The 17,970-nt window shown below is 66.3% G+C and carries 22 protein-coding genes; 18 read left to right on the forward strand and 4 right to left on the reverse strand.

Features of this window, described 5'->3' with window-relative positions:
• Nucleotides 1–826 precede the first annotated feature (826 nt).
• Both D0C15_RS34210 and D0C15_RS35760 read left to right on the forward strand, forming a co-directional pair.
• Nucleotides 827–1,084 (forward strand): hypothetical protein, encoded by a 258-nt coding sequence (locus D0C15_RS34210; protein WP_162830161.1) that lies wholly within the window; start codon nucleotides 827–829, stop codon nucleotides 1,082–1,084.
• Nucleotides 1,014–1,355, forward strand: a complete 342-nt coding sequence (locus D0C15_RS35760) for a helix-turn-helix domain-containing protein (protein ID WP_211323273.1) — start codon at nucleotides 1,014–1,016, stop codon at nucleotides 1,353–1,355. The genes D0C15_RS34210 and D0C15_RS35760 overlap by 71 nt, the downstream gene beginning before the upstream one ends.
• A 254-nt stretch (nucleotides 1,356–1,609) precedes the next feature.
• Here D0C15_RS35760 and D0C15_RS20320 read toward each other — a convergent pair whose 3' ends face one another.
• Nucleotides 1,610–2,146 (reverse strand): NUDIX domain-containing protein, encoded by a 537-nt coding sequence (locus tag D0C15_RS20320; protein WP_116047922.1) that lies wholly within the window; start codon nucleotides 2,144–2,146, stop codon nucleotides 1,610–1,612.
• Between the two features lie 98 nt (nucleotides 2,147–2,244).
• Here D0C15_RS20320 and nucS point away from each other — a divergent pair, with 98 nt between their 5' ends.
• From nucS to D0C15_RS20365, 9 genes are all read left to right on the forward strand, one after another.
• Nucleotides 2,245–2,904: an endonuclease NucS gene (nucS, locus tag D0C15_RS20325; RefSeq protein ID WP_116047924.1), complete on the forward strand. Its 660-nt coding sequence runs from the start codon at nucleotides 2,245–2,247 to the stop codon at nucleotides 2,902–2,904.
• A gap of 314 nt (nucleotides 2,905–3,218) precedes the next feature.
• On the forward strand, nucleotides 3,219–4,922 hold the full coding sequence (locus D0C15_RS20330; RefSeq protein WP_116047926.1) for a sodium:solute symporter family protein: 1,704 nt from the start codon (nucleotides 3,219–3,221) through the stop codon (nucleotides 4,920–4,922).
• A gap of 12 nt (nucleotides 4,923–4,934) precedes the next feature.
• Nucleotides 4,935–5,213: a hypothetical protein gene (locus tag D0C15_RS20335; RefSeq protein WP_116047928.1), complete on the forward strand. Its 279-nt coding sequence runs from the start codon at nucleotides 4,935–4,937 to the stop codon at nucleotides 5,211–5,213.
• Between the two features lie 47 nt (nucleotides 5,214–5,260).
• Nucleotides 5,261–6,247, forward strand: coding sequence for a DUF3558 domain-containing protein (locus tag D0C15_RS20340; RefSeq protein WP_162830164.1), 987 nt, complete (start codon nucleotides 5,261–5,263; stop codon nucleotides 6,245–6,247).
• A 97-nt stretch (nucleotides 6,248–6,344) separates the two neighbouring features.
• Complete coding sequence (gene dhaK, locus D0C15_RS20345) at nucleotides 6,345–7,346, forward strand: dihydroxyacetone kinase subunit DhaK (RefSeq protein WP_116048011.1); 1,002 nt, start codon at nucleotides 6,345–6,347, stop codon at nucleotides 7,344–7,346.
• A 1-nt stretch (nucleotide 7,347) separates the two neighbouring features.
• Complete coding sequence (gene dhaL / locus D0C15_RS20350) at nucleotides 7,348–7,971, forward strand: dihydroxyacetone kinase subunit DhaL (protein ID WP_116047932.1); 624 nt, start codon at nucleotides 7,348–7,350, stop codon at nucleotides 7,969–7,971.
• Between the two features lie 72 nt (nucleotides 7,972–8,043).
• Complete coding sequence (gene dhaM, locus D0C15_RS20355; protein ID WP_116047934.1) at nucleotides 8,044–8,721, forward strand: dihydroxyacetone kinase phosphoryl donor subunit DhaM; 678 nt, start codon at nucleotides 8,044–8,046, stop codon at nucleotides 8,719–8,721.
• A gap of 110 nt (nucleotides 8,722–8,831) precedes the next feature.
• The gene (locus tag D0C15_RS20360) at nucleotides 8,832–9,683 is read left to right on the forward strand and encodes a hypothetical protein (protein ID WP_162830165.1); all 852 of its coding nucleotides are present in this window, start codon (nucleotides 8,832–8,834) and stop codon (nucleotides 9,681–9,683) included.
• A gap of 108 nt (nucleotides 9,684–9,791) precedes the next feature.
• Complete coding sequence (locus D0C15_RS20365) at nucleotides 9,792–11,576, forward strand: 3-hydroxyacyl-CoA dehydrogenase family protein (RefSeq protein ID WP_116047939.1); 1,785 nt, start codon at nucleotides 9,792–9,794, stop codon at nucleotides 11,574–11,576.
• A gap of 11 nt (nucleotides 11,577–11,587) precedes the next feature.
• Here the strand turns inward: D0C15_RS20365 and D0C15_RS20370 are convergent, their stop codons facing one another.
• On the reverse strand, nucleotides 11,588–11,803 hold the full coding sequence (locus tag D0C15_RS20370; RefSeq protein ID WP_116047942.1) for an FmdB family zinc ribbon protein: 216 nt from the start codon (nucleotides 11,801–11,803) through the stop codon (nucleotides 11,588–11,590).
• A gap of 45 nt (nucleotides 11,804–11,848) precedes the next feature.
• On the opposite strand from D0C15_RS20370, the gene D0C15_RS20375 reads away from it, so the two are divergent.
• From D0C15_RS20375 to D0C15_RS35120, 3 genes are all read left to right on the forward strand, one after another.
• Nucleotides 11,849–12,985, forward strand: coding sequence for an alkaline phosphatase family protein (locus D0C15_RS20375; RefSeq protein WP_245976048.1), 1,137 nt, complete (start codon nucleotides 11,849–11,851; stop codon nucleotides 12,983–12,985).
• A gap of 16 nt (nucleotides 12,986–13,001) precedes the next feature.
• Nucleotides 13,002–13,544 carry a GrpB family protein gene (locus D0C15_RS20380; protein WP_116047944.1) on the forward strand — a complete coding sequence of 181 codons (543 nt, stop codon included), beginning with the start codon at nucleotides 13,002–13,004 and terminating at the stop codon, nucleotides 13,542–13,544.
• A gap of 134 nt (nucleotides 13,545–13,678) precedes the next feature.
• Nucleotides 13,679–13,984 carry a hypothetical protein gene (locus D0C15_RS35120; RefSeq protein ID WP_116047946.1) on the forward strand — a complete coding sequence of 102 codons (306 nt, stop codon included), beginning with the start codon at nucleotides 13,679–13,681 and terminating at the stop codon, nucleotides 13,982–13,984.
• Here the strand turns inward: D0C15_RS35120 and D0C15_RS20390 are convergent.
• Nucleotides 13,969–14,478 carry a GNAT family N-acetyltransferase gene (locus tag D0C15_RS20390; RefSeq protein WP_116047948.1) on the reverse strand — a complete coding sequence of 170 codons (510 nt, stop codon included), beginning with the start codon at nucleotides 14,476–14,478 and terminating at the stop codon, nucleotides 13,969–13,971. The two genes, D0C15_RS35120 and D0C15_RS20390, sit on opposite strands and share 16 nt — an antisense overlap.
• 39 nt (nucleotides 14,479–14,517) lie before the next feature.
• Between D0C15_RS20390 and D0C15_RS20395 the strand changes: the two genes are divergently transcribed.
• The 4 genes from D0C15_RS20395 (at nucleotide 14,518) to D0C15_RS20405 (ending at nucleotide 17,227) form a co-directional block, all read left to right on the forward strand.
• Complete coding sequence (locus tag D0C15_RS20395) at nucleotides 14,518–15,276, forward strand: alpha/beta fold hydrolase (RefSeq protein WP_116047950.1); 759 nt, start codon at nucleotides 14,518–14,520, stop codon at nucleotides 15,274–15,276.
• Nucleotides 15,277–15,305: 29 nt separating this feature from the next.
• Nucleotides 15,306–15,479: a hypothetical protein gene (locus tag D0C15_RS34545; protein WP_170161351.1), complete on the forward strand. Its 174-nt coding sequence runs from the start codon at nucleotides 15,306–15,308 to the stop codon at nucleotides 15,477–15,479.
• A 6-nt stretch (nucleotides 15,480–15,485) separates the two neighbouring features.
• A complete protein-coding gene (locus D0C15_RS20400) occupies nucleotides 15,486–16,835 on the forward strand; it encodes an NAD(P)/FAD-dependent oxidoreductase (RefSeq protein WP_281270721.1) in 1,350 nt (449 codons plus the stop codon).
• A gap of 98 nt (nucleotides 16,836–16,933) precedes the next feature.
• A complete protein-coding gene (locus D0C15_RS20405) occupies nucleotides 16,934–17,227 on the forward strand; it encodes a WhiB family transcriptional regulator (RefSeq protein WP_116047952.1) in 294 nt (97 codons plus the stop codon).
• A 45-nt stretch (nucleotides 17,228–17,272) separates the two neighbouring features.
• On the opposite strand, the gene D0C15_RS20410 is transcribed toward D0C15_RS20405, so the two are convergent.
• The gene (locus D0C15_RS20410; RefSeq protein ID WP_116047954.1) at nucleotides 17,273–17,782 is read right to left on the reverse strand and encodes an ANTAR domain-containing protein; all 510 of its coding nucleotides are present in this window, start codon (nucleotides 17,780–17,782) and stop codon (nucleotides 17,273–17,275) included.
• Nucleotides 17,783–17,970 lie beyond the last annotated feature (188 nt).

Genomic DNA, 17,970 nt, shown 5'->3' on the forward strand with positions numbered 1-17,970 from the left:
CGTAGTAGGGATCACACTTACCCCTTTCGATGGCGAGAGCCGTGCCGCTGCCAAGAAATAGACTGGCAGATGACATCGCCAACACGCAGAGAATCGCCGAAGCTAGCCTGGATTTGGTCGCGCAGTTCTTCTTTTTGGACATCCTCTGGATCCTTATCCTTGATTCGGAGATTACGAATCTTGTCAACTGTACCTACACGACGTGTTGTAGAACCAATTCCCCCATCCATCCACTGCGCTTCTACCTGCAACTCTGGCACACCATTTAACTCCGGATCCCGGTGTTCTGGCGATCATGTCAGTCGAAGCAGCGCAGGATGTTGAGACTCTATCGCACATACGGTAGCCGCTGGAGACTCGTTGTGCACCCGACTCTCCGGGGGCGCCACCTTTATATAGTGCAACGGAAATTTCGAATTTATCGATGCCGTTGCAATTTGCGTAGCCGATACCAAAGTAATAATTCAAGCGATCGTGATTGTCTACAACCGCATTATATCTGCAATTGTTCGCAGCTTCGGCCTGAGGGGCGTTCTGCACTGCAAACAACATGCTAGCAAGCGCAATAATGAAAAGGACTGCTAGGTTTTTTCGGGAGAAGGTTAGCCCAGTGCCGCTAATCATAATACTCCAATACTGTCAGGTCGAACATAATTTCCAGTTATAGCATCAGTTCCGCTTCTTTAACTGTTCGAGCTTCTTCTATCTAGTGGCATGGTTCTGCATAAGGATGTTGCAGTGGAAGGGACAACCCGTACGACACTCGTACGGCAACCCGTACAAGCCGAGTTAGGTTCACCCGAGTGGGTTAACACTTAAGTACTGGGTGCTGCTCGCGTCGTTGCCCAGTATCGCTGCATGGGTTAGCGTTGATGCGCTGGGGAAACTGGTAGAGATCCCGAATTTCGACGGCTTGACGGTGGATCTGTTTTACCAAAGTGGCCACTTTGGTGTTATTGCCACGGTGCTGCTTGGAGGGGGCGGAGTAATTGCAACCAAGATTTGGGGAGATCTTGAAGTGGCACAGGCAATCGGCGGGGCTTACGCAAGAAAAGCTAGCGGACCGATCTTCTTTGAGTGTTGAGGCGATCAGTGCCCTAGAACGCGGCACGCGCCGTCATCCGCGTCACGACACTGTGCGACTGTTGGCCGAAGCGCTGGGCCTTCCGCACGATAGGCGTCAGTGGGGCGGGCTGACTCCTCGTCCCACTGTGTATGACGACGGCTTGACAGGGGACGAACGAGCTGAGTTGTTTCGTCTGAAGCGAGAAAACAATCGTCTTCTGGCCGAAGTTAATGCGCTCAATCGAGTTCTGCGAATATGGCGAGATACGATGTCAGCGCAAGTTTCATAGATTTGAATTTGTGTCGCAGTGGGCAACTGCTTGCGCTTATGTAAGGCGGGGATCGCTATTTGCTTCCCTTGGCGACCTCTCGGTCGGCCCGCTGACTGTTACCCCAGGCGCCTTGCGCTGAAGGTCTTCTTGTCGTCAGCACCCGGGAGTTCCTCCGAGCCGTCTTGGAGCGCTAGTGGAAGTTCCCCAATGTGGCATTAGGGACGTTCAACGTCCCCAATGCCACATTGGGGAACTCCTCTGCCCGCGTGGCGTCAGCGCTCGTGGAGCAGCAGAAGGGTGTAGGCGGCGATCGACTGGGCGTCGGTGATCTCGCCTGTCTTGATCATCTTTTCGAACTCGGCGCGGTCGATCCAGGCCGTGCGCATGTCCTGCTCCTCGGCCTCGCGCTGCGGCTCGCCCTCGGTCAGTTCGGTGGCGAGGAAGACCCGTCCCTGCTGACTGCTCATTCCGGGGGCGACGTCGAGCCCGCCGATGTCCACGATGGAACGCGCGTGCAGGCCGGTTTCCTCCTGCAGTTCCCGTGCCGCCAACTCCGGCGGGGCGAGATCGGCGAGTTCGGGAGCGGTGCCCTGCGGGAATTCCCAGGTACGGCGGCCGAGCGGGTAGCGATACTGCTCTACAAGGTGCAGACGATCGCCGTCCAGTGGAATGATCAGAGCATACGTCGGTTTGTCGACAACAGCGTAGATGCCCGCCGAACCATCAGGTCTGCGGATGCCGTCCTCGCGCATCGTCAGCCAGTTGTTCCGGTAGACCTCGCGGGTGCTCGTGCGTTCGATCGCGTTCACACACTCCAGTCTCCCGTTCTGGCCAATGCACTGCCTGATCCGGGTGATGACTCGGGGTGCCCGAACGGGTAACTCCTGCTGTCCCCTAGTCTCGCCGGGTGCGTTTGGTAATCGCTCGGTGTCAGGTCGACTACGCCGGCAGGCTCACCGCCCACCTGCCGAAGGCCACCAGGCTTCTCCTGGTGAAGTCGGACGGTTCGGTGTCGGTGCACTCCGACGACCGCGCCTACAAGCCGTTGAACTGGATGAGCCCGCCGTGCTGGCTCATCGAGGACGGCAATCTCTGGATCGTGGAGAACAAGGCCGGGGAAAAACTCGTCATCACCATCGACGAGGTCATCGAGGAGTTCTCCCATGAACTCGGCGCCGAGCCCGGCCTGGTCAAGGACGGGGTCGAGGCGCATCTGCAGGAACTGCTCGCCGAGCACATCGTCACCCTCGGCGAGGGCTACACCCTGGTGCGGCGCGAGTTCCCCACGGCAATCGGCCCGGTCGACATCATGTGCCGAGACGCCGATGGCAAGTCCGTCGCCGTGGAGATCAAGCGCCGGGGCGAGATCGACGGGGTCGAGCAGTTGACCCGGTATCTCGAACTGCTGAACCGCGACTCCCGCCTCGCGCCGGTGCAGGGTGTGTTCGCCGCGCAGCAGATCAAGCCGCAGGCGCGAACCCTGGCCGAAGATCGAGGCATCCGCTGCGTCACCCTTGACTACGACGCGCTGCGCGGTATCGAGTCGGACGAGTTTCGGCTGTTCTGAGCCCGGAGTCCCGGGACACGCGCTCGGCGCGAACCCGTCCCGGCGACGGCGACGGCGCAAGTTCTGCTCGCCGAGTTGCGGTGCCGCAAGGTATTGGTCACCGTTAAGTGATCAATCATGCACGGCAGGCGAGCCAGGCGTGGCCCACACGCTCGTTCACCTGCTGAACGAAACCACGCGTTCCAGGTCTTTCTTGTCAGAACCGGACACGTCGGACCGCCCGCATTCATCTGTGCGAAAACATGCAGTAATGTGCGCTCGCAGCTAGTTCCTGGTGCTTCTTGTTGGATGATGTGCGAAGTGGGGTGGCCCGAGTGCACGTACTGGCCGAGGCGGATCTGCGCCTCGATGCGAACGCGATCGACTATCTGTTGCTCGCGTTCTACTTCGTCCTGGTGCTGACCATCGGCTACCTCGCCCGCAGGCAGGTGTCGAGCAGCCTGGACTTCTTCCTCTCCGGACGCTCACTGCCCGCCTGGGTGACCGGCCTGGCCTTCATCTCCGCGAACCTCGGCGCGATCGAGGTCATGGGTATGTCGGCAAACGGCGCGCAGTACGGCATGCCCACCGCGCACTATTTCTGGATCGGCGCGGTACCGGCGATGTTGTTCCTCGGTGTCGTGATGATGCCGTTCTACTACGGCTCCAAGGTCCGCAGCGTGCCGGAGTTCATGCGGCGCCGGTTCAACAACACCGCGCACCTCGTCAACGGCATCAGCTTCGCCACCGCGCAGATCCTGATCGCCGGCGCGAACCTGTTCCTGCTCGCGAGCGTGGTCAACCTGCTGCTCGGCTGGCCGATCTGGGTGTCGGTGATCCTCGCCGCCGTAATCGTGCTGGCGTACACCGCGCTCGGCGGGCTCTCCGCCGCCATCTACAACGAGGTGCTGCAGTTCTTCGTGATCGTCGCGGCGCTGCTGCCGCTGACGATCGTCGGCCTCTACAAGGTCGGCGGCTGGGACGGCCTGGTGGAGAAGATCTCCGGCGGACCCGACGGCGCCGAGAACCTCAGCGCTTGGCCCGGTAACGAACTCACCGGCTTCGGCAGCAACTTCCTCTCGGTGCTCGGCCTGGTCTTCGGTCTCGGCTTCGTGCTCTCGTTCGGCTACTGGACCACCAACTTCGTCGAGGTCCAGCGCGCCATGGCGTCCAAGAGCATGTCGGCCGCGCGCCGGACACCGATCATCGGTGCGTTTCCGAAGATGTTCATCCCCTTCATCGTGATCATCCCCGGCATGATCGCCGGTGTCACCGTCACCGAACTGCTCGGCGAGAACAAGACCGCGCTGATGAGCGGTGAAGGCGCACCCAGCGGGGCGACATACAACGACGCGCTGCTGCTGCTCATCCGCGACCTGCTGCCCAACGGCATGCTCGGCATCGCCATCGCCGGTCTGCTGGCCTCGTTCATGGCCGGTATGGCGGCGAACCTGAGCTCGTTCAACACCGTGTTCACGTACGACATCTGGCAGGCCTACATCAAGAAGGACCGGCCGGACGGGTACTACCTGCAGGTGGGCCGGACGGTCACCGCAGGTGCCACGGTCCTCGCGATCGGCACGGCCTTCATCGCCTCCACCTACAGCAACCTGATGGACTACCTGCAGCAGCTGTTCTCGTTCTTCAACGCGCCGCTGTTCGCAACGTTCATCCTCGGTATGTTCTGGAAGCGGATGACACCCACGGCCGGTTGGACCGGCCTGGTGTCCGGCACCCTGTCCGCGCTCGCCGTCTTCATCCTCGCCGAGACCGGCGTATGGGACCTGCCCGGCCAGGGCGCGGCGTTCGTCGGTGCCGGTGCGGCGTTCGTGGTCGACATCGTGGTGAGTGTCGCGGTCACCTACCGGACGCAGCCGAAGCCCGAGGCCGAACTGGCTGGCCTGGTCTACTCGCTCACGCCGAAGGCGACGCGCACGCACTCGACCACCGGCGACGACGCGGGCTGGTACCGCAACCCGACCCTGCTGGCCGGGATCGCGCTGGCTCTGATCATCGTCCTGAACATCATCTTCTTCTAGGAGGGGCGAGCAATGGCAACGGAATCCAAACCGACCAAGCGTGCGGGCGCGTTCGACATCCGCGTGGTGATCGCGCTGCTCATCGGCGTGTACGGGATCGTCATCACGGTCATGGGCATCGGCTTCACCACCGACGCCGAACTCGCCAAGGCCGCGGGACTGAACATCAACCTGTGGGCCGGTCTCGGCATGCTGGCGTTCGCGGCCTCCTTTGTGGCCTGGGCGAAGATTCGACCGCTGCGTGTCCCGACGGAGGAAGACGACCAGGAGTCCACACCGCGGTCTGAATGACCGCGTCCTGCCACGGTGGCGGGACTCGTCCCGCTACCGTGGCGTTCGTGTTTCCTGCCGCTCGCCTCCGTCGTCCGCCGGTCATCGTGCTCGGTCTCGTCCTGGCGTTCGCGCTGCAGGCCTGCGCTGGGCAGGATCTGGGCAAGGCCAATTTCCAGCGCTCCACCGTCCCCGCCGCGCCGGGCAGTGGCAGCCAGGGCGAGGTACCAACCGGCCCGATCGCCGACCCCGCGGTCGCCGCCGAGGAGCTGCGGCTGATCGATCCCTGCCCACTCGTGGGAGCCGAGGCGCTCGCCGAACTCGGCGTTCCCGGCGAACCCAACTCCTCGGGCTGGGACCGCTGTGCCAATCAGGTGCGGGACGCGGGCGGCAAGAAGATCAGTATCTCGCTGCAACTGGGTGATCTGCTCGGTTTGGCGAAGCCCACCGGCAGTATCGAGGGCCTGCCGCTGGTCGAGAGTAGTTTCGAGGAGAGCGACTGCTTCGTCAGCGCTTTCACCAGTCGCGAACCAGACCTCGGAATCACCGCTCAGGTGAGCTACGAGGGCGGCGATCCGTGCCGCGCGGGCCGAACCGTCCTGCAGCAGGCCATCAAAACCCTGCGAGCGGACCCGGTCAAGCTCGACGCTCCCGAGGAGAGCCTGATCCGTGTCGATCCCTGCGCCGGTATTGACGACGCTGCGGTGAGCGAGATCCTGACCGGTGAGGTCAGCAAGGCCGCGACCGGTCTGCACGACTGTGCCTGGAACTCCAGCGGGCCGGACCTGACTCTCGGCTTCCGGCTCGGCTATCCGCCCAGTGCCGAGGAGGGCGCCGAGGAGGTCGATCTCGGCGACGGATTGACCGGATATCAGCGGATGTCGGTCCAGGACAGTGCACAGTGCATGGTGGTCTGGCTGTATCGGCCGATCGACGAGACCCAGGGTGAAGTCGTCTCGCTCGACTACACGAACTACAACACCGATGCCGCCTCCGACGACCCATGCGGCAAGGCCGGGACACTGGCCAGGAAGGTGGTCGCGGCGTTGCCGTGACCCGGGCCGTCATCGCACCGTGACGGGTGCTTGGCGCGGGTGGGTGATCGACGGTAGGAAGGGGGCGTACATGCCCGCCCGAACGCCGGAGGTCAGCATGAAGAAGATCATCAACGATCCGGCGGCGGTGGTCGTCGAATCGCTACGCGGACTCGCCGTCGCGCACGACGATCTGCTCCGCGTGCAGGAGGACCCCGCTGTCGTCGTGCGCGCGGATGCCCCCGTCGGAGGTAAGGTCGCGGTGATCTCCGGTGGTGGTTCGGGGCACGAGCCGCTGCACGGGGGGTTCGTCGGACCGGGCATGCTGCACGCCGCTGTGCCGGGCGAGGTCTTCACCTCGCCGACTCCGGACGCGGTACAGGCCGCGGTCACCGCCACGACCGGTGAGGCGGGTGCCCTGCTCATCGTGAAGAACTACACGGGCGACGTACTGAACTTCGAGACGGCAGCCGAGTTGGCCGCTGCGGAAGGGCAGGACGTGCGGTCTGTGGTGATCGATGATGATATCGCTGTCGCGGACTCCACATTCACCGCCGGCCGGCGTGGGGTCGGCGGAACAGTGCTGCTGGAGAAGCTGACCGGCGCCGCGGCGGAGCGCGGGGACTCGCTCGACCAGGTGGAGGCGATCGCCCGCAAGATCGTCGGCCAGGTCAGGTCGATGGGCGTCGCACTGACCGCACCGACCGTGCCACACGTCGGAGAGCCCAGTTTCTCGCTGGCCGAGGACGAGATCGAGTTCGGTATCGGGATCCACGGCGAACCCGGGCGCGAACGTATACCGGCCGAGCCGGCCGACGCGCTGGTGCAGCGGTTGCTCACGGCGGTACTCGAAGACCTTCCGTTCGAACGTGGCGACGAGGTGTTGCTGTTCACCAACTCGATGGGCGGCACTCCGCAACTCGAGCTCTACCTCGCGCATGGCATCGCTGAGCGGCTGCTTGCCGAGCGTGGGATCACCGTGCGCCGTAGGCTCGTCGGTCCCTACGTCACAAGCCTGGAGATGCAGGGAATCAGCCTCACACTGTTGAAACTTGACGACGAACTGATCGAGCTGTGGGACGCGCCGGTGCACACCGCCGCGTTGCGCTGGGGAGTCTGACATGGGATGTACCGCGACCGACATCGCCGCAGCACTACGCGCGGCGGCCACCGTGGTCGACGAGCACCGTGACGAACTGGTGGAACTCGACCGTGAGATCGGCGACGGTGATCACGGCGAGAACATGAAGCGGGGCTTCACCGCCGTGCTGTCCACACTCGACACCGCGGTGCCGGAAACGCCCGGCGCCGTCCTCAAGGTCGCCGCCACCACGCTGATCTCGAAGGTGGGCGGCGCGGCAGGTCCGTTGTACGGCACAGCTTTCCTGCGGGCCGCGACCGCGCTCGGCGACCGGTCCGAGTTGGACGGCGCCGACGTCGCGATGGCACTGCGGGCGGCGCTTGAGGGCGTACAGGCCCGAGGTAAGGCGGAGCAGGCCGACAAGACGATGGTCGACGCGCTCATCCCGGCTGTCGCGGCGGCGGAAGCGGCGAAGGGTGGCTCGGTCGCCGAGGTGCTCGCCGCTGCCGCCGACGCCGCAGAGGAAGGGGCGAATTCCACAGTGGACCTTGTCGCCCGCAAGGGGCGGGCGTCGTACCTTGGCGAGCGCAGCGCGGGCCACCTCGATCCGGGTGCCCGATCCACCGCGCTGCTGGTCCGTTGTTTCGCGGAGGCGGCGAAATGACCGCTGACGTATTTCTTACCGCGGAGGCGGCGAAATGACCGCCGACGTACTTCCTACCGCGGAGGCGGCGAAATGACAGTCGGACTGGTGGTGGTCTCACACAGCACCAAGCTCGCCGAAGGTGTTGCCGAACTCGCCCGTCAGATGGCTCCGGACGTGGCTGTGCTGCCCGCGGGCGGACTGCCGGACGGGGGCATCGGCACGGACTACGACTCGGTGCTCGCCGCGGCGGGCGAGGCGGACTCCGGGGACGGCGTGGTGCTGCTCTACGACCTGGGCAGTGCGCAGATGACCGCGGAACTCGTGGTCGAGTCGTTGGCGGCCCCGGAGAAGGCAGTGGTCGTGGACGCGCCGCTGGTCGAAGGTGCGGTGGCTGCCGCGGTCACCGCACAGGGCGGCGCCGACCGCGAGCGAGTGGCCGAGTCGGCGACGGCGGCAGGAGCACCGCCCGACCTCGAGTCGACCCCGGCCGTGCTCGGAGCGGATGCCGATAAGCGCATCGAGGTGACCCTGCGCAACGAGGTCGGACTGCACGCTCGCCCCGCGGCGCTGCTGGCGCGCAGCGTGGCCGGGCTCGACGCAGAGGTCCGGGTGCGACTTGGCGAAGAGGAGGCCGACGCGGCGAGTGTGCTCGCGCTGATGTCGCTCGGCGCCAGGCAGGGCGACCAGATCGAGATCCGGGTGCGGGGCGAGCAGGCGGACGAGGCCGTCGAGCGGATCAACGCACTCGTCGAACGCGACTTCGAGTAGCGGTGCGCCGGCTTGGATCGTCTCGTTGGTTCGTAGCCCTGCTCGCGGTCGTGCTGAGCGGCTGTTCGCCGGCGTTCGAGGGTGCCCTGGAGCCGATCAGAAATTCGCCTTTGACCGCGGAGCAGGCTCTGGGGGATTTCACCACGATCGACTACTGCGGGTTTCTTGAGCTCGGCTACAGCGGCCTCGATGGGGTACGTGTCCTCGATGAGCGGCGAGGTTTTCATCACTGCTGGATGACGGTGGAAGATTCGGCAGGTGTATCGGCGAATGTGCTGATCGGCGAGTTGGCCGACGAGTCGTACAACGTGCTCACCGAAAGGCCGGCCGAGACGGTGACGCATCAGCGGGGCCTTCGGACCCAGCGATACAGCGACATATGGCCGGACTCCTGCGATCGCTTCCTTCTTTTCCCCGACGACATCAGTCTGCAGATTTCTGGTTTGGGCGAGGAAACGGCCAAGGAGGTTCAGTGCTCGATCGCGTCGGTCGTTGCGGAGGGTGTCCGGCACCGGGTCGAGAGCGGCAAACCAGTGGCAAGGCTGGAGTTCGGCTCCAATTCATTCGGCGCCGTTGATGCCTGTGCGACCGCAGCAGGGGAGGAGGTGGCCGCGGCCCTCGGCGAGCCCGCTGAGCCGAGGATTCCCCCGTCCGGGCATTGGTGTCTGTGGGGGCGCTACGACCTGCCGGACCCCTCGGCGATAGTGAAGTTCAGGCTCGACGATCCACTGCAGGTGTCCGCGGACGGCGAGCCGGACGTGATTGCCGGACGGGACTCCGTGGTGCGAGCGGAGGAGCCCGGTTCGTGCTCGGTGCGGACGCAGCACATCGCGGCTGATCAGATGGTGCCTGGCACGGTGGAGATCGCGTCGGTCTTCGTGCGGCAGGTCTTCGCGAAGGACGCGTGTACCGCCGCGCGAGAACTCGCCGCAGTCGTCTGGAAAACACTTCCGTCCGGGTAGTTCTGGCCGTTCTGACTCGATTCCGGCCCGCTTGGAACCGGTCGAGTCGCTCTTCCCGTGGCACTATCAGCTCCGAAACTACCAGCGAGTAACCATCGGAGGTCGGCCGTGGCGCGGGAAATCAGCAGGGTGGGAGTGGTCGGACTCGGCACGATGGGAGCCGGAATCGCCGAGGTCCTCGCCCGTAGCGGTCTCTCCGTGGTCGCCGTCGAGGTCGACGACGAAGGGGTGCGTCGGGGGCGCGGGCATATCGAGCACTCCACCGAGCGAGCGCTGGAGAAGGGCAAGCTGGACGAGCGGGAGCATGCCGACCTGCACGGGCGGATCAGCTACACGACCGCGCTCGCCGATCTCGCCGAGGTGGACCTGGTGGTGGAGGCAGTTCCGGAGAGTCTGGAACTCAAGGCGGAGGTGTTCGCCCAGCTGGACAAGATCACCGGACCGGACACGGTCCTGGCTTCCAACACCTCCTCGCTGTCGATCACCGAGATCGGCGTGCACACTTCGCGGCCCGGCAAGGTCGTCGGGATGCACTTCTTCAACCCGGCTCCCGTGCTGAAGCTGATCGAGGTGGTGCGCACGGTGATGACCGAACCCGACGTCGTCACCGACGTGGTGGCCTTCGCCGAGCGACTGGGCAAGGAGCCCGTGGTGATCGGTGACCGTGCCGGGTTCATCGCCAACGCGCTGCTGTTCGGCTATCTCAACCATGCCGTCCGTATGTACGAGCAGCGCTACGCCACTCGTGAGGACCTGGACGCGGCCATGCGGTTCGGCTGTGGTTACCCGATGGGCCCGCTCGCGCTGCTGGACCTGATCGGGCTCGACACCGCGTACGAGATTCTCGACACGATGTATCACCAGTCGCGCAATCGGTTGCACGCTCCGGCACCGCTGCTGAAACAAATGATCACCGCGGGGCTGTTGGGCCGCAAGACCGGCCGTGGCTTCTACACGTACGACGCTCCTGATTCGCCCACGGTCGTGGCGGACTCGACGGCTGCCGAATCGTCCATTCCGGACATGGCGACGGCTCGGCCCGTGCACAAGGTCGGAGTGATCGGGACCGGCACGATGGCCATCGGCATCGTGGAGGTGTTTGTCAAGCGTGGGTACGACGTCGTGCTGCGCGCGCGTAGTGCCGAGAAGGCAGCTGCCTCGATCGCGCGAGTGAAGAAGTCGCTCGACAAGTCGGTGGTCAAGGGCAGGCTGTCCGAAGAGGACGCCGCTGCGGCGCTCGGCCGGATCTCACCCGCGGTGGAGTTCGACGAACTCGCACACGTCGACCTCGTGGTCGAGGCTGTGGCTGAGGACCTCGCGGTCAAACAGGCCGTCTTCGCCGCGCTGGACGAGGTGGTGAAGCCGGGCACGATCCTGGCCACCACGACCTCTTCGCTCCCGGTGATCGAGTGCGCCGCGGCCACCTCCCGCCCGGGCGACGTGCTCGGCCTGCATTTCTTCAACCCGGCGCCGGTGATGAAGCTGGTGGAGGTGGTGTCCACAATCGCCACCACGCCTGACGTGCTCGCCACGGGACACGCGCTGTGCACGGCGATCGGCAAGCATCCCGTGCACTGCGGGGACAGGGCCGGATTCATCGTGAACGCGCTGCTCTTTCCCTACCTGAACGACGCGGTGAAGATGCTCGAGGCCCACTACGCCGAGGCCGACGACATCGACACGGCGATGAAGGTCGGCTGCGGGCTGCCGATGGGTCCGTTCGAGCTGCTGGACGTCGTCGGGCTCGACGTGTCACTGGCCATCCAGCGCACCTTGTACAACGAGTTCCGCGAGGCCGGGTTCGCTCCGGCGCCGCTGCTGGAGCACCTGGTGACCGCCGGCAGGCTCGGCCGCAAGACCGGCAAGGGGTTCAAGGACTACACCCGGGGCTGAGCCGCGCCACCTCAGCCGCAGCAGCCGCCCCCACAGCATCCGCCGCCGCTCGCGGCGGGTGCGGGGGCGCTGCCACCTGCCGCTCCGGTCAGCGCGACCGTGGTCAGCAGTTTCACCGTGTCCGCGTGACCGCCGGGGCAGATCGCGGGTTCGCCGGACTCGCTCATCGGGCGGTTCAGCTCGAAGGTCCCGGTGCACTCGCGGCACCGGTATGCGTAGGTGGGCATGAAACCGATTATCGCCGCTGCCCGGCGCGGTGGGAAGCTGTTGCCGTGAACGACCTGCCGACTCCCGATGACCGGTTGCCGCACCTGGCCCAGGTGGTGCCCTCACTGCTGGCGACACTCGGCGTTCCCGGGTTCGCCGACACCCTCGACATGCCGGGCGCCAACAGCGCTTGCGTGCTGCTGATCGACGGCCTGGGCTGGGAGCTGCTCGACGAACATGCCGCCGACGCACCGGTGCTGACCGCGCTGCGTGGGCGTCCGATGCGGGTGGGCTATCCGGCCACCACCGCCGCAGGGCTCGCCGCGATCGGTACCGGGCTGCCTTCGGGTGAGCACGGCATGGTGGGTTATTCCTTCGAGGTGCCGGGTGCCGGAGTGCTCAACGCCCTGCGCTGGTGCGCCCACCCCGGCGGCGAGGACCTGCGTGGCGCCGCCCCGCCGGAGGAGGTCCAGCCGGTGCCGACGACTTTCGCCAGGGCAGCCGCCGCGGGGCTCGACGTCCGGGTGGTGTCGGCGGCCAAGTTCGCCGGGACGCCATTGACCAAGGCCGTGTTCCGCGGCGGGCGCTACCACGGGGTACACGCACTCGGCGATCTCGCGGCCGGTGCACTTGATTCGCTCAGGTCGCCGAACGGTTTCTGCTACGCCTACCACAGCGAACTGGACATGCTCGGCCATCTGCACGGACCGGGCTCGATGGCGTGGCGCATGCAGCTGCGGCAGGTCGACCGGCTCGTCGAGTCCCTTGTGGACAATCTGCCGTCCGGTGCGCTGCTCGCCGTGGTCGCCGATCACGGCATGGTGGCGCTCGACGACACGATCGTCGACGCGGACTCCACGCCCGGGCTGCTGGCCGGTGTGCGTGCGCTGGGCGGTGAGGTCAGGGCCCGCCATGTCTACGTCGAGGCCGGTGCGCAGCCAGATGTCCTCGCGGCCTGGCAGTCGGTACTCGGTGACCGGGCCTGGGTGGGGAGCCGGGAACAGGCGATCGAGGCGGGCTGGTTCGGGCCGGTGCTGGCCGACCACGTCCGGGCAAGGATCGGTGACGTCGTCGCGGCGGCTCGGGGTCGCTCCGGTGTGCTGCGCTGCGACGAGGAGCCGATGGAGTCGTCCCTTATCGGGCAACACGGCTCACTGACCACCGCGGAGCAGTTGGTCCCGCTGGCACTGGCCCTCGGCTGAGGTTGGAGGCCCCGACGTGGTCGAGTTGATTGGCGGACTGGAGAAGCGCGAGATTCGTATCGTGGCCTATGACCCACGGTGGCCCGAGCGGTTCGAATTGGAGCGGCGGCGGATCGTCGCGGCCCTCGGCGCGCTGGCGCTGCGGGTCGATCACGTGGGATCGACCTCCGTTCCGGGGCTGGCCGCCAAACCGATCGTCGACATCGACGTCAGTGTTCCCGACGTGCACGATGAGACTGCCTACCTCGGCCCGTTGCTCGCCGCCGGGTATCGCCTACGTGTTCGTGAGCCTGGCCACCGGCTGGTCCGCACTCCGGAACGAGACGTACACGTCCATCTCTGCTCGTCCGGTAGCGACTGGGAGCGCACGCATCTGCTGTTCCGGGACTGGCTGCGCCAGGACGAGCGCGACCGGAACGAGTACGAACGACTCAAGACGGAGCTCGCCCGTGCGGACTGGGCCGACATGAACGCCTACGCCGAGGCCAAGGGGCCGCTCATCGCGGAGATCACTCAGCGGGCCGAAGCCTGGGCCGGGCGCTGCGGGTGGGTGGTGTGATGTCCCCAATGCCACATTGGGGAACTTCAACGTCCCGAATGCCACATTGGGGAACTCCAACGTCCCCAATGTGGCATTGGGACATCCTTGGGCCGGCTTGTCGCGGCCGTTCATGGTTCTTCTACCGTGGTCGGGTGCCCCGACGTAACCATCCGCACCGCGGCAGGCCCGCTGTCCCGCCTCCCGTCGGGGCGGCCACGGGGTGGGCGCGGGCCGAATCGGGACCCGACGGTGACTGGCTGGTTCGCAGCGTGCCTGGTGCGCAGGCCACCAAGTTCTACCGCTGCCCCGGTTGCGACCACGAGATCCGCCCCGGAACGCCCCACGTCGTTGTCTGGCCCGCGGACGAGACCGGTTCCGTCTCCGATCGCAGGCATTGGCATCGTGGGTGCTGGCAGGCCCGCGCACGCCGTGGCCCGACGAATCACCGTCGGCGGTAGTACACCGCGTCGGCGCCGCCGTACGGTCCCCGTTTGTGCTCGCGGAAGCCCAGCTTCTCCGCCACCCGCTGCGCCTGTGCGTTGTCCACATCGGTCACGATCACCACGGGCCGGTCCGGAATCTCCCGTTCCGCCCACTCCACGGCCGCCGCGGCCATCTCGGACGCGAATCCCTGGCCCCAATACCGTGGCGCGAGCCGGTAGTACAGGTTGAGCACCCGCTCCCCGTCGTGCTCCTTGGTCTGCACACCACCCGCGCCGATGACAGTTCCCGTTACCGCCTCCCGGACCGTCCAGTACCCGAAACCGTGGACCTTCCAGTGTCGTTGAAAGCCCGCGATGAGTTCGCGGGACCGCTCCTCCGTCGGTCCGCGCGGGTTGTGCCGGTTGGTCTCGGGATCGGCATGGATGCGAACGAGGGCGGGCACGTCCGCATCGCTCATCCAGCGCAGGAGCAGCCGCTGAGTGCGGATCTCCGCAGGGGCCAGGGCCATGGTCTGAAACTAGCGCCACGGTCCGACAGAATGCGGAGCATGGCTGAGCTCCCACTGGTACTCCTGCACGCGTTCCCCGTCGACGCCCGGATGTGGAATCCCGTTCGCGAGCCGCTGGCCGCCCGCAGGCGGCTGATCACGCCCGACCAGCGCGGCCTCGGGCGCACACCGCTGCCCGACTCCGAGCACGAACCGAGCCTGGACCTGGCGGCCAAGGACGTACTGGCGATGCTGGACAAGCTCGAACTCGACCGCGTGGTGCTGGGTGGCTGCTCGATGGGCGGCTACGTGACCATGGCCGTGCTCCGTGCGGCGCCCGAACGTGTCGGCGGGCTGATCCTCGTCGACACGAAGGCAACGGCCGACGACGAGGAGGCCCGGAACAATCGGCTCACCGTGGCCGAACGGGCCGAGCGGGAGGCGAGCACGGGCTGGCTCGCCGAGGCGATGATGCCGAAGCTGCTGGGCGAGCAGACTCGCGAAGGCCGCCCCGACATCGTGGAGACGGTGCGGGACCTGGCGGAATCGCAGCGACCCGAGGGGATCGCCTGGGCGCAGCGCGCCATGGCCGCACGGCCGGACTCCACGCGACTGCTCCGCGAAACGGACGTGCCCGCATTGGTGATCGTGGGGGAGCAGGACTCCCTCACACCGCCGGATGCCGCCAGGGAGCTGGCCGAGTCGATGCCCGCCGCCGAGTTCTCGATGCTGCCCCGTGCCGGGCACCTCACCCCGCTGGAGGTTCCTGAGCTGGTGTCCGCGGAGATCCTCGGCTGGCTGGAGCGACACGGGGATTGAGCGTCCAGTGGCGTGGGTACAACTCCGGCATGGATCCCGTACACGACCTTCAGCCAGAGTTGGACGTCCAGGAGCAGCGGCATCCGGTGGTCGACGACGAGGACGACCCCGGTGTCGAGGTGCCGTTGGAGGCGGACCCGGGAGACGTCGCCGAGCAGGCGCCCGCCGTCGTGCACGACGAGGACGAGTACCGGGAGGAGTGATCGCCGGTGACTTCGAGCCAGTCGCAGGCCACGAACGCACCGAATGACGCCGAACCCACTCGCATCGTCGTGGTTGGTGGGGGATACGTGGGGATGACCGCCGCACGCAGGTTGCGTGCCGCATTGAGCCCCGACGAGGCCAAGCTCATCGTCATCGATCCCCGGTCCTACATGACCTACCAGCCGTTTCTCGCCGAGGCGGCGGCCGGATCGGTCGAACCGCGTCACGTCGTCGTCCCCTTGCGGGAGGTACTGGCCGGATGTCAGGTGATGTCCGGTGAGGTGATCGGCATCGAGAGCGCACGTAAGTCGGTCACCCTGCGCGTCGCCGACGGCCATGTCGAGCAGCTGAGCTACGACATCCTCGTGGTCGCACCGGGATCGGTGTCGAAGACACTGCCGATCCCCGGACTCACCGAGCACGCCGTGGGCTTCAAAACGCTCGAGGAGGCCATCTACCTGCGTAACCACGTTCTGTCCCGGCTCGACGCGGCGGCCAGCACCCTGGACCCGGACCTGCGCAGAACCCTGCTGACGTTCGTGTTCGTCGGTGGCGGGTACGCCGGGGTGGAGGCCATGGCCGAACTGGAGGATCTCGCCCGCCAAGCCGCGCGGAACTATGTGGGCGTGAGCCCCGACGACATGCGCTGGGTGCTGGTCGAGGCGGCGGATCGCATCATGCCGGAAGTGAGCCTCCCGCTGGCGCACTACACGTTGGACCGGCTCGCCGAGCGCGGCTTCGAGAACTATCTCGGTACCACACTCAAATCCTGTGAGGACTCACATGTGGTGCTGGGCAACGGTGTCAAATTCGAAGCGGGCACGATCGTGTGGACGGCCGGGGTGAAGCCGAACCCGATGCTGGCCGACACCGACCTGCCACTGGACGAGCGCGGCAGGGTGCGCTGCACGGCGGCACTGCGCGTCGAGGGCGTGCCGGGAGTGTTCTCGGCAGGCGATTCCGCGGCGGTGCCCGACCTGACCAGTGACTCGCCGGACGCCGTCTGCGCGCCGTCGGCGCAGCACGCGACCAGGCAGGCGAAGCAGCTGGTCAAGAACGTCCTGGCCGAACTGCGTGGTGGCGACCAGGGAAACTACCGGCACAGCTACGCGGGCTCGGTGGCCAGCCTCGGGTTGTATCGGGGAGTTGCCGAGATCTACGGCGTCAAGCTCAGGGGCGCGCCTGCCTGGGCACTACACCGCCTCTACCACCTCGCGACCATGCCCACCGTGCATCGCAAGGCACGTATCGCTGCCGACTGGCTGCTGTCCCTGCCGTTCGGCAGGCAGATCGTCGCGACCGGGGAGTTGCACGAACCACACCGGCAGTTTCTGCGGGCGGGCGTACGCCGCTGAGCTGGCGCGGCTGCTGAACCGTTACCGCGGACAGGTGTGGATGGGGCCGGTCCGGGGTATCTACCGCGGACGAGCCAAGAGTCGCGGAGGTGACCAGGATGACCGAAACGTCAAGACTGCCGGTTCCCGTGGCGGAGACGTGGGAATGGCAGCGCCTCGGCAACTGCCGCAATCTCGACAGTTCGGTGTTCTTTCACCCCGACGGGGAGCGCGGGTTCGCGCGCTCCGACCGGGTAAAGCGGGCCAAACAGGTGTGCCGGAGCTGCCGGGTGATCGTGGAGTGCCGGCATCACGCGCTGACCGCACAAGAACCGTTCGGGGTCTGGGGCGGGCTCGACGAGCAGGAGCGGCGGGACGCGATCCGCAGGCGGAGGCAACTCCCCGCCGCCTAGCTGAGGATTTCGTACCGCACGTCGGCGGGCCCGGCCCAACCACACCTACTCCGGACGGTCCGGCAGTCGGCTGAGTACCTCGTATGGCGGCACCCATCCGCGCTTGACGAGAGCCTGGTAGAGCTCGACGAGAGCGCTGTTCGCCGGCACGTTCCCCTCGGTGGCCGTCGCGAGCTTGCGCGCCGACTCGATGAGTTCGGAGTCCGGTTCGGGCGGCAAGTCGTCGGCGGCCCCCACCGGTCCGTTGTTCTGTGCCGCGCGGCGAAGCAGGGGTTCGAGGTGTTCGAGTTCCACCCGCGCCGCGAGCCGGACCAGGATCTGCGCCACCTTGTAGAGCTTGACGTTGTGCTGCTGGGACAGCCGGACGAGAATCCGGAAGGCTTGCTGCGGCGAGCAGCGGTGCGCCACGATCAGCACGCCCATGGCCTGTTCGATCGTGGCACGGGTGCGTAGCGCCCGTCTGAGACCGCTGAGTTCCTGCTGCAGCTCCGAGACGCGCGCGCTCGGTTCTTCGGCGACGGGACCATCCTGGTCACCGGTCGTGGTGTAGCCCACGTGACGAACCGCCGCGCTCAGCCGGGCTGACCGGTTAGGGCAAACGGGTACGGCGGGTGGTCGGGCATGGAGGCTCCCCTCGGTCGGCAGGCGCGAAAAGCGCGCGAACGAGAGGCGGCCCGGCGGCAGCAGCCACCGCGGAACCGGCGGCCGGCCCAGTACGCAGCCTCTCGCTTCGCGCGAACGCC

The sequence above is a fragment of the Amycolatopsis palatopharyngis genome, from assembly GCF_003385185.1.
Taxonomy (GTDB): Bacteria; Actinomycetota; Actinomycetes; order Mycobacteriales; family Pseudonocardiaceae; genus Amycolatopsis; species Amycolatopsis palatopharyngis.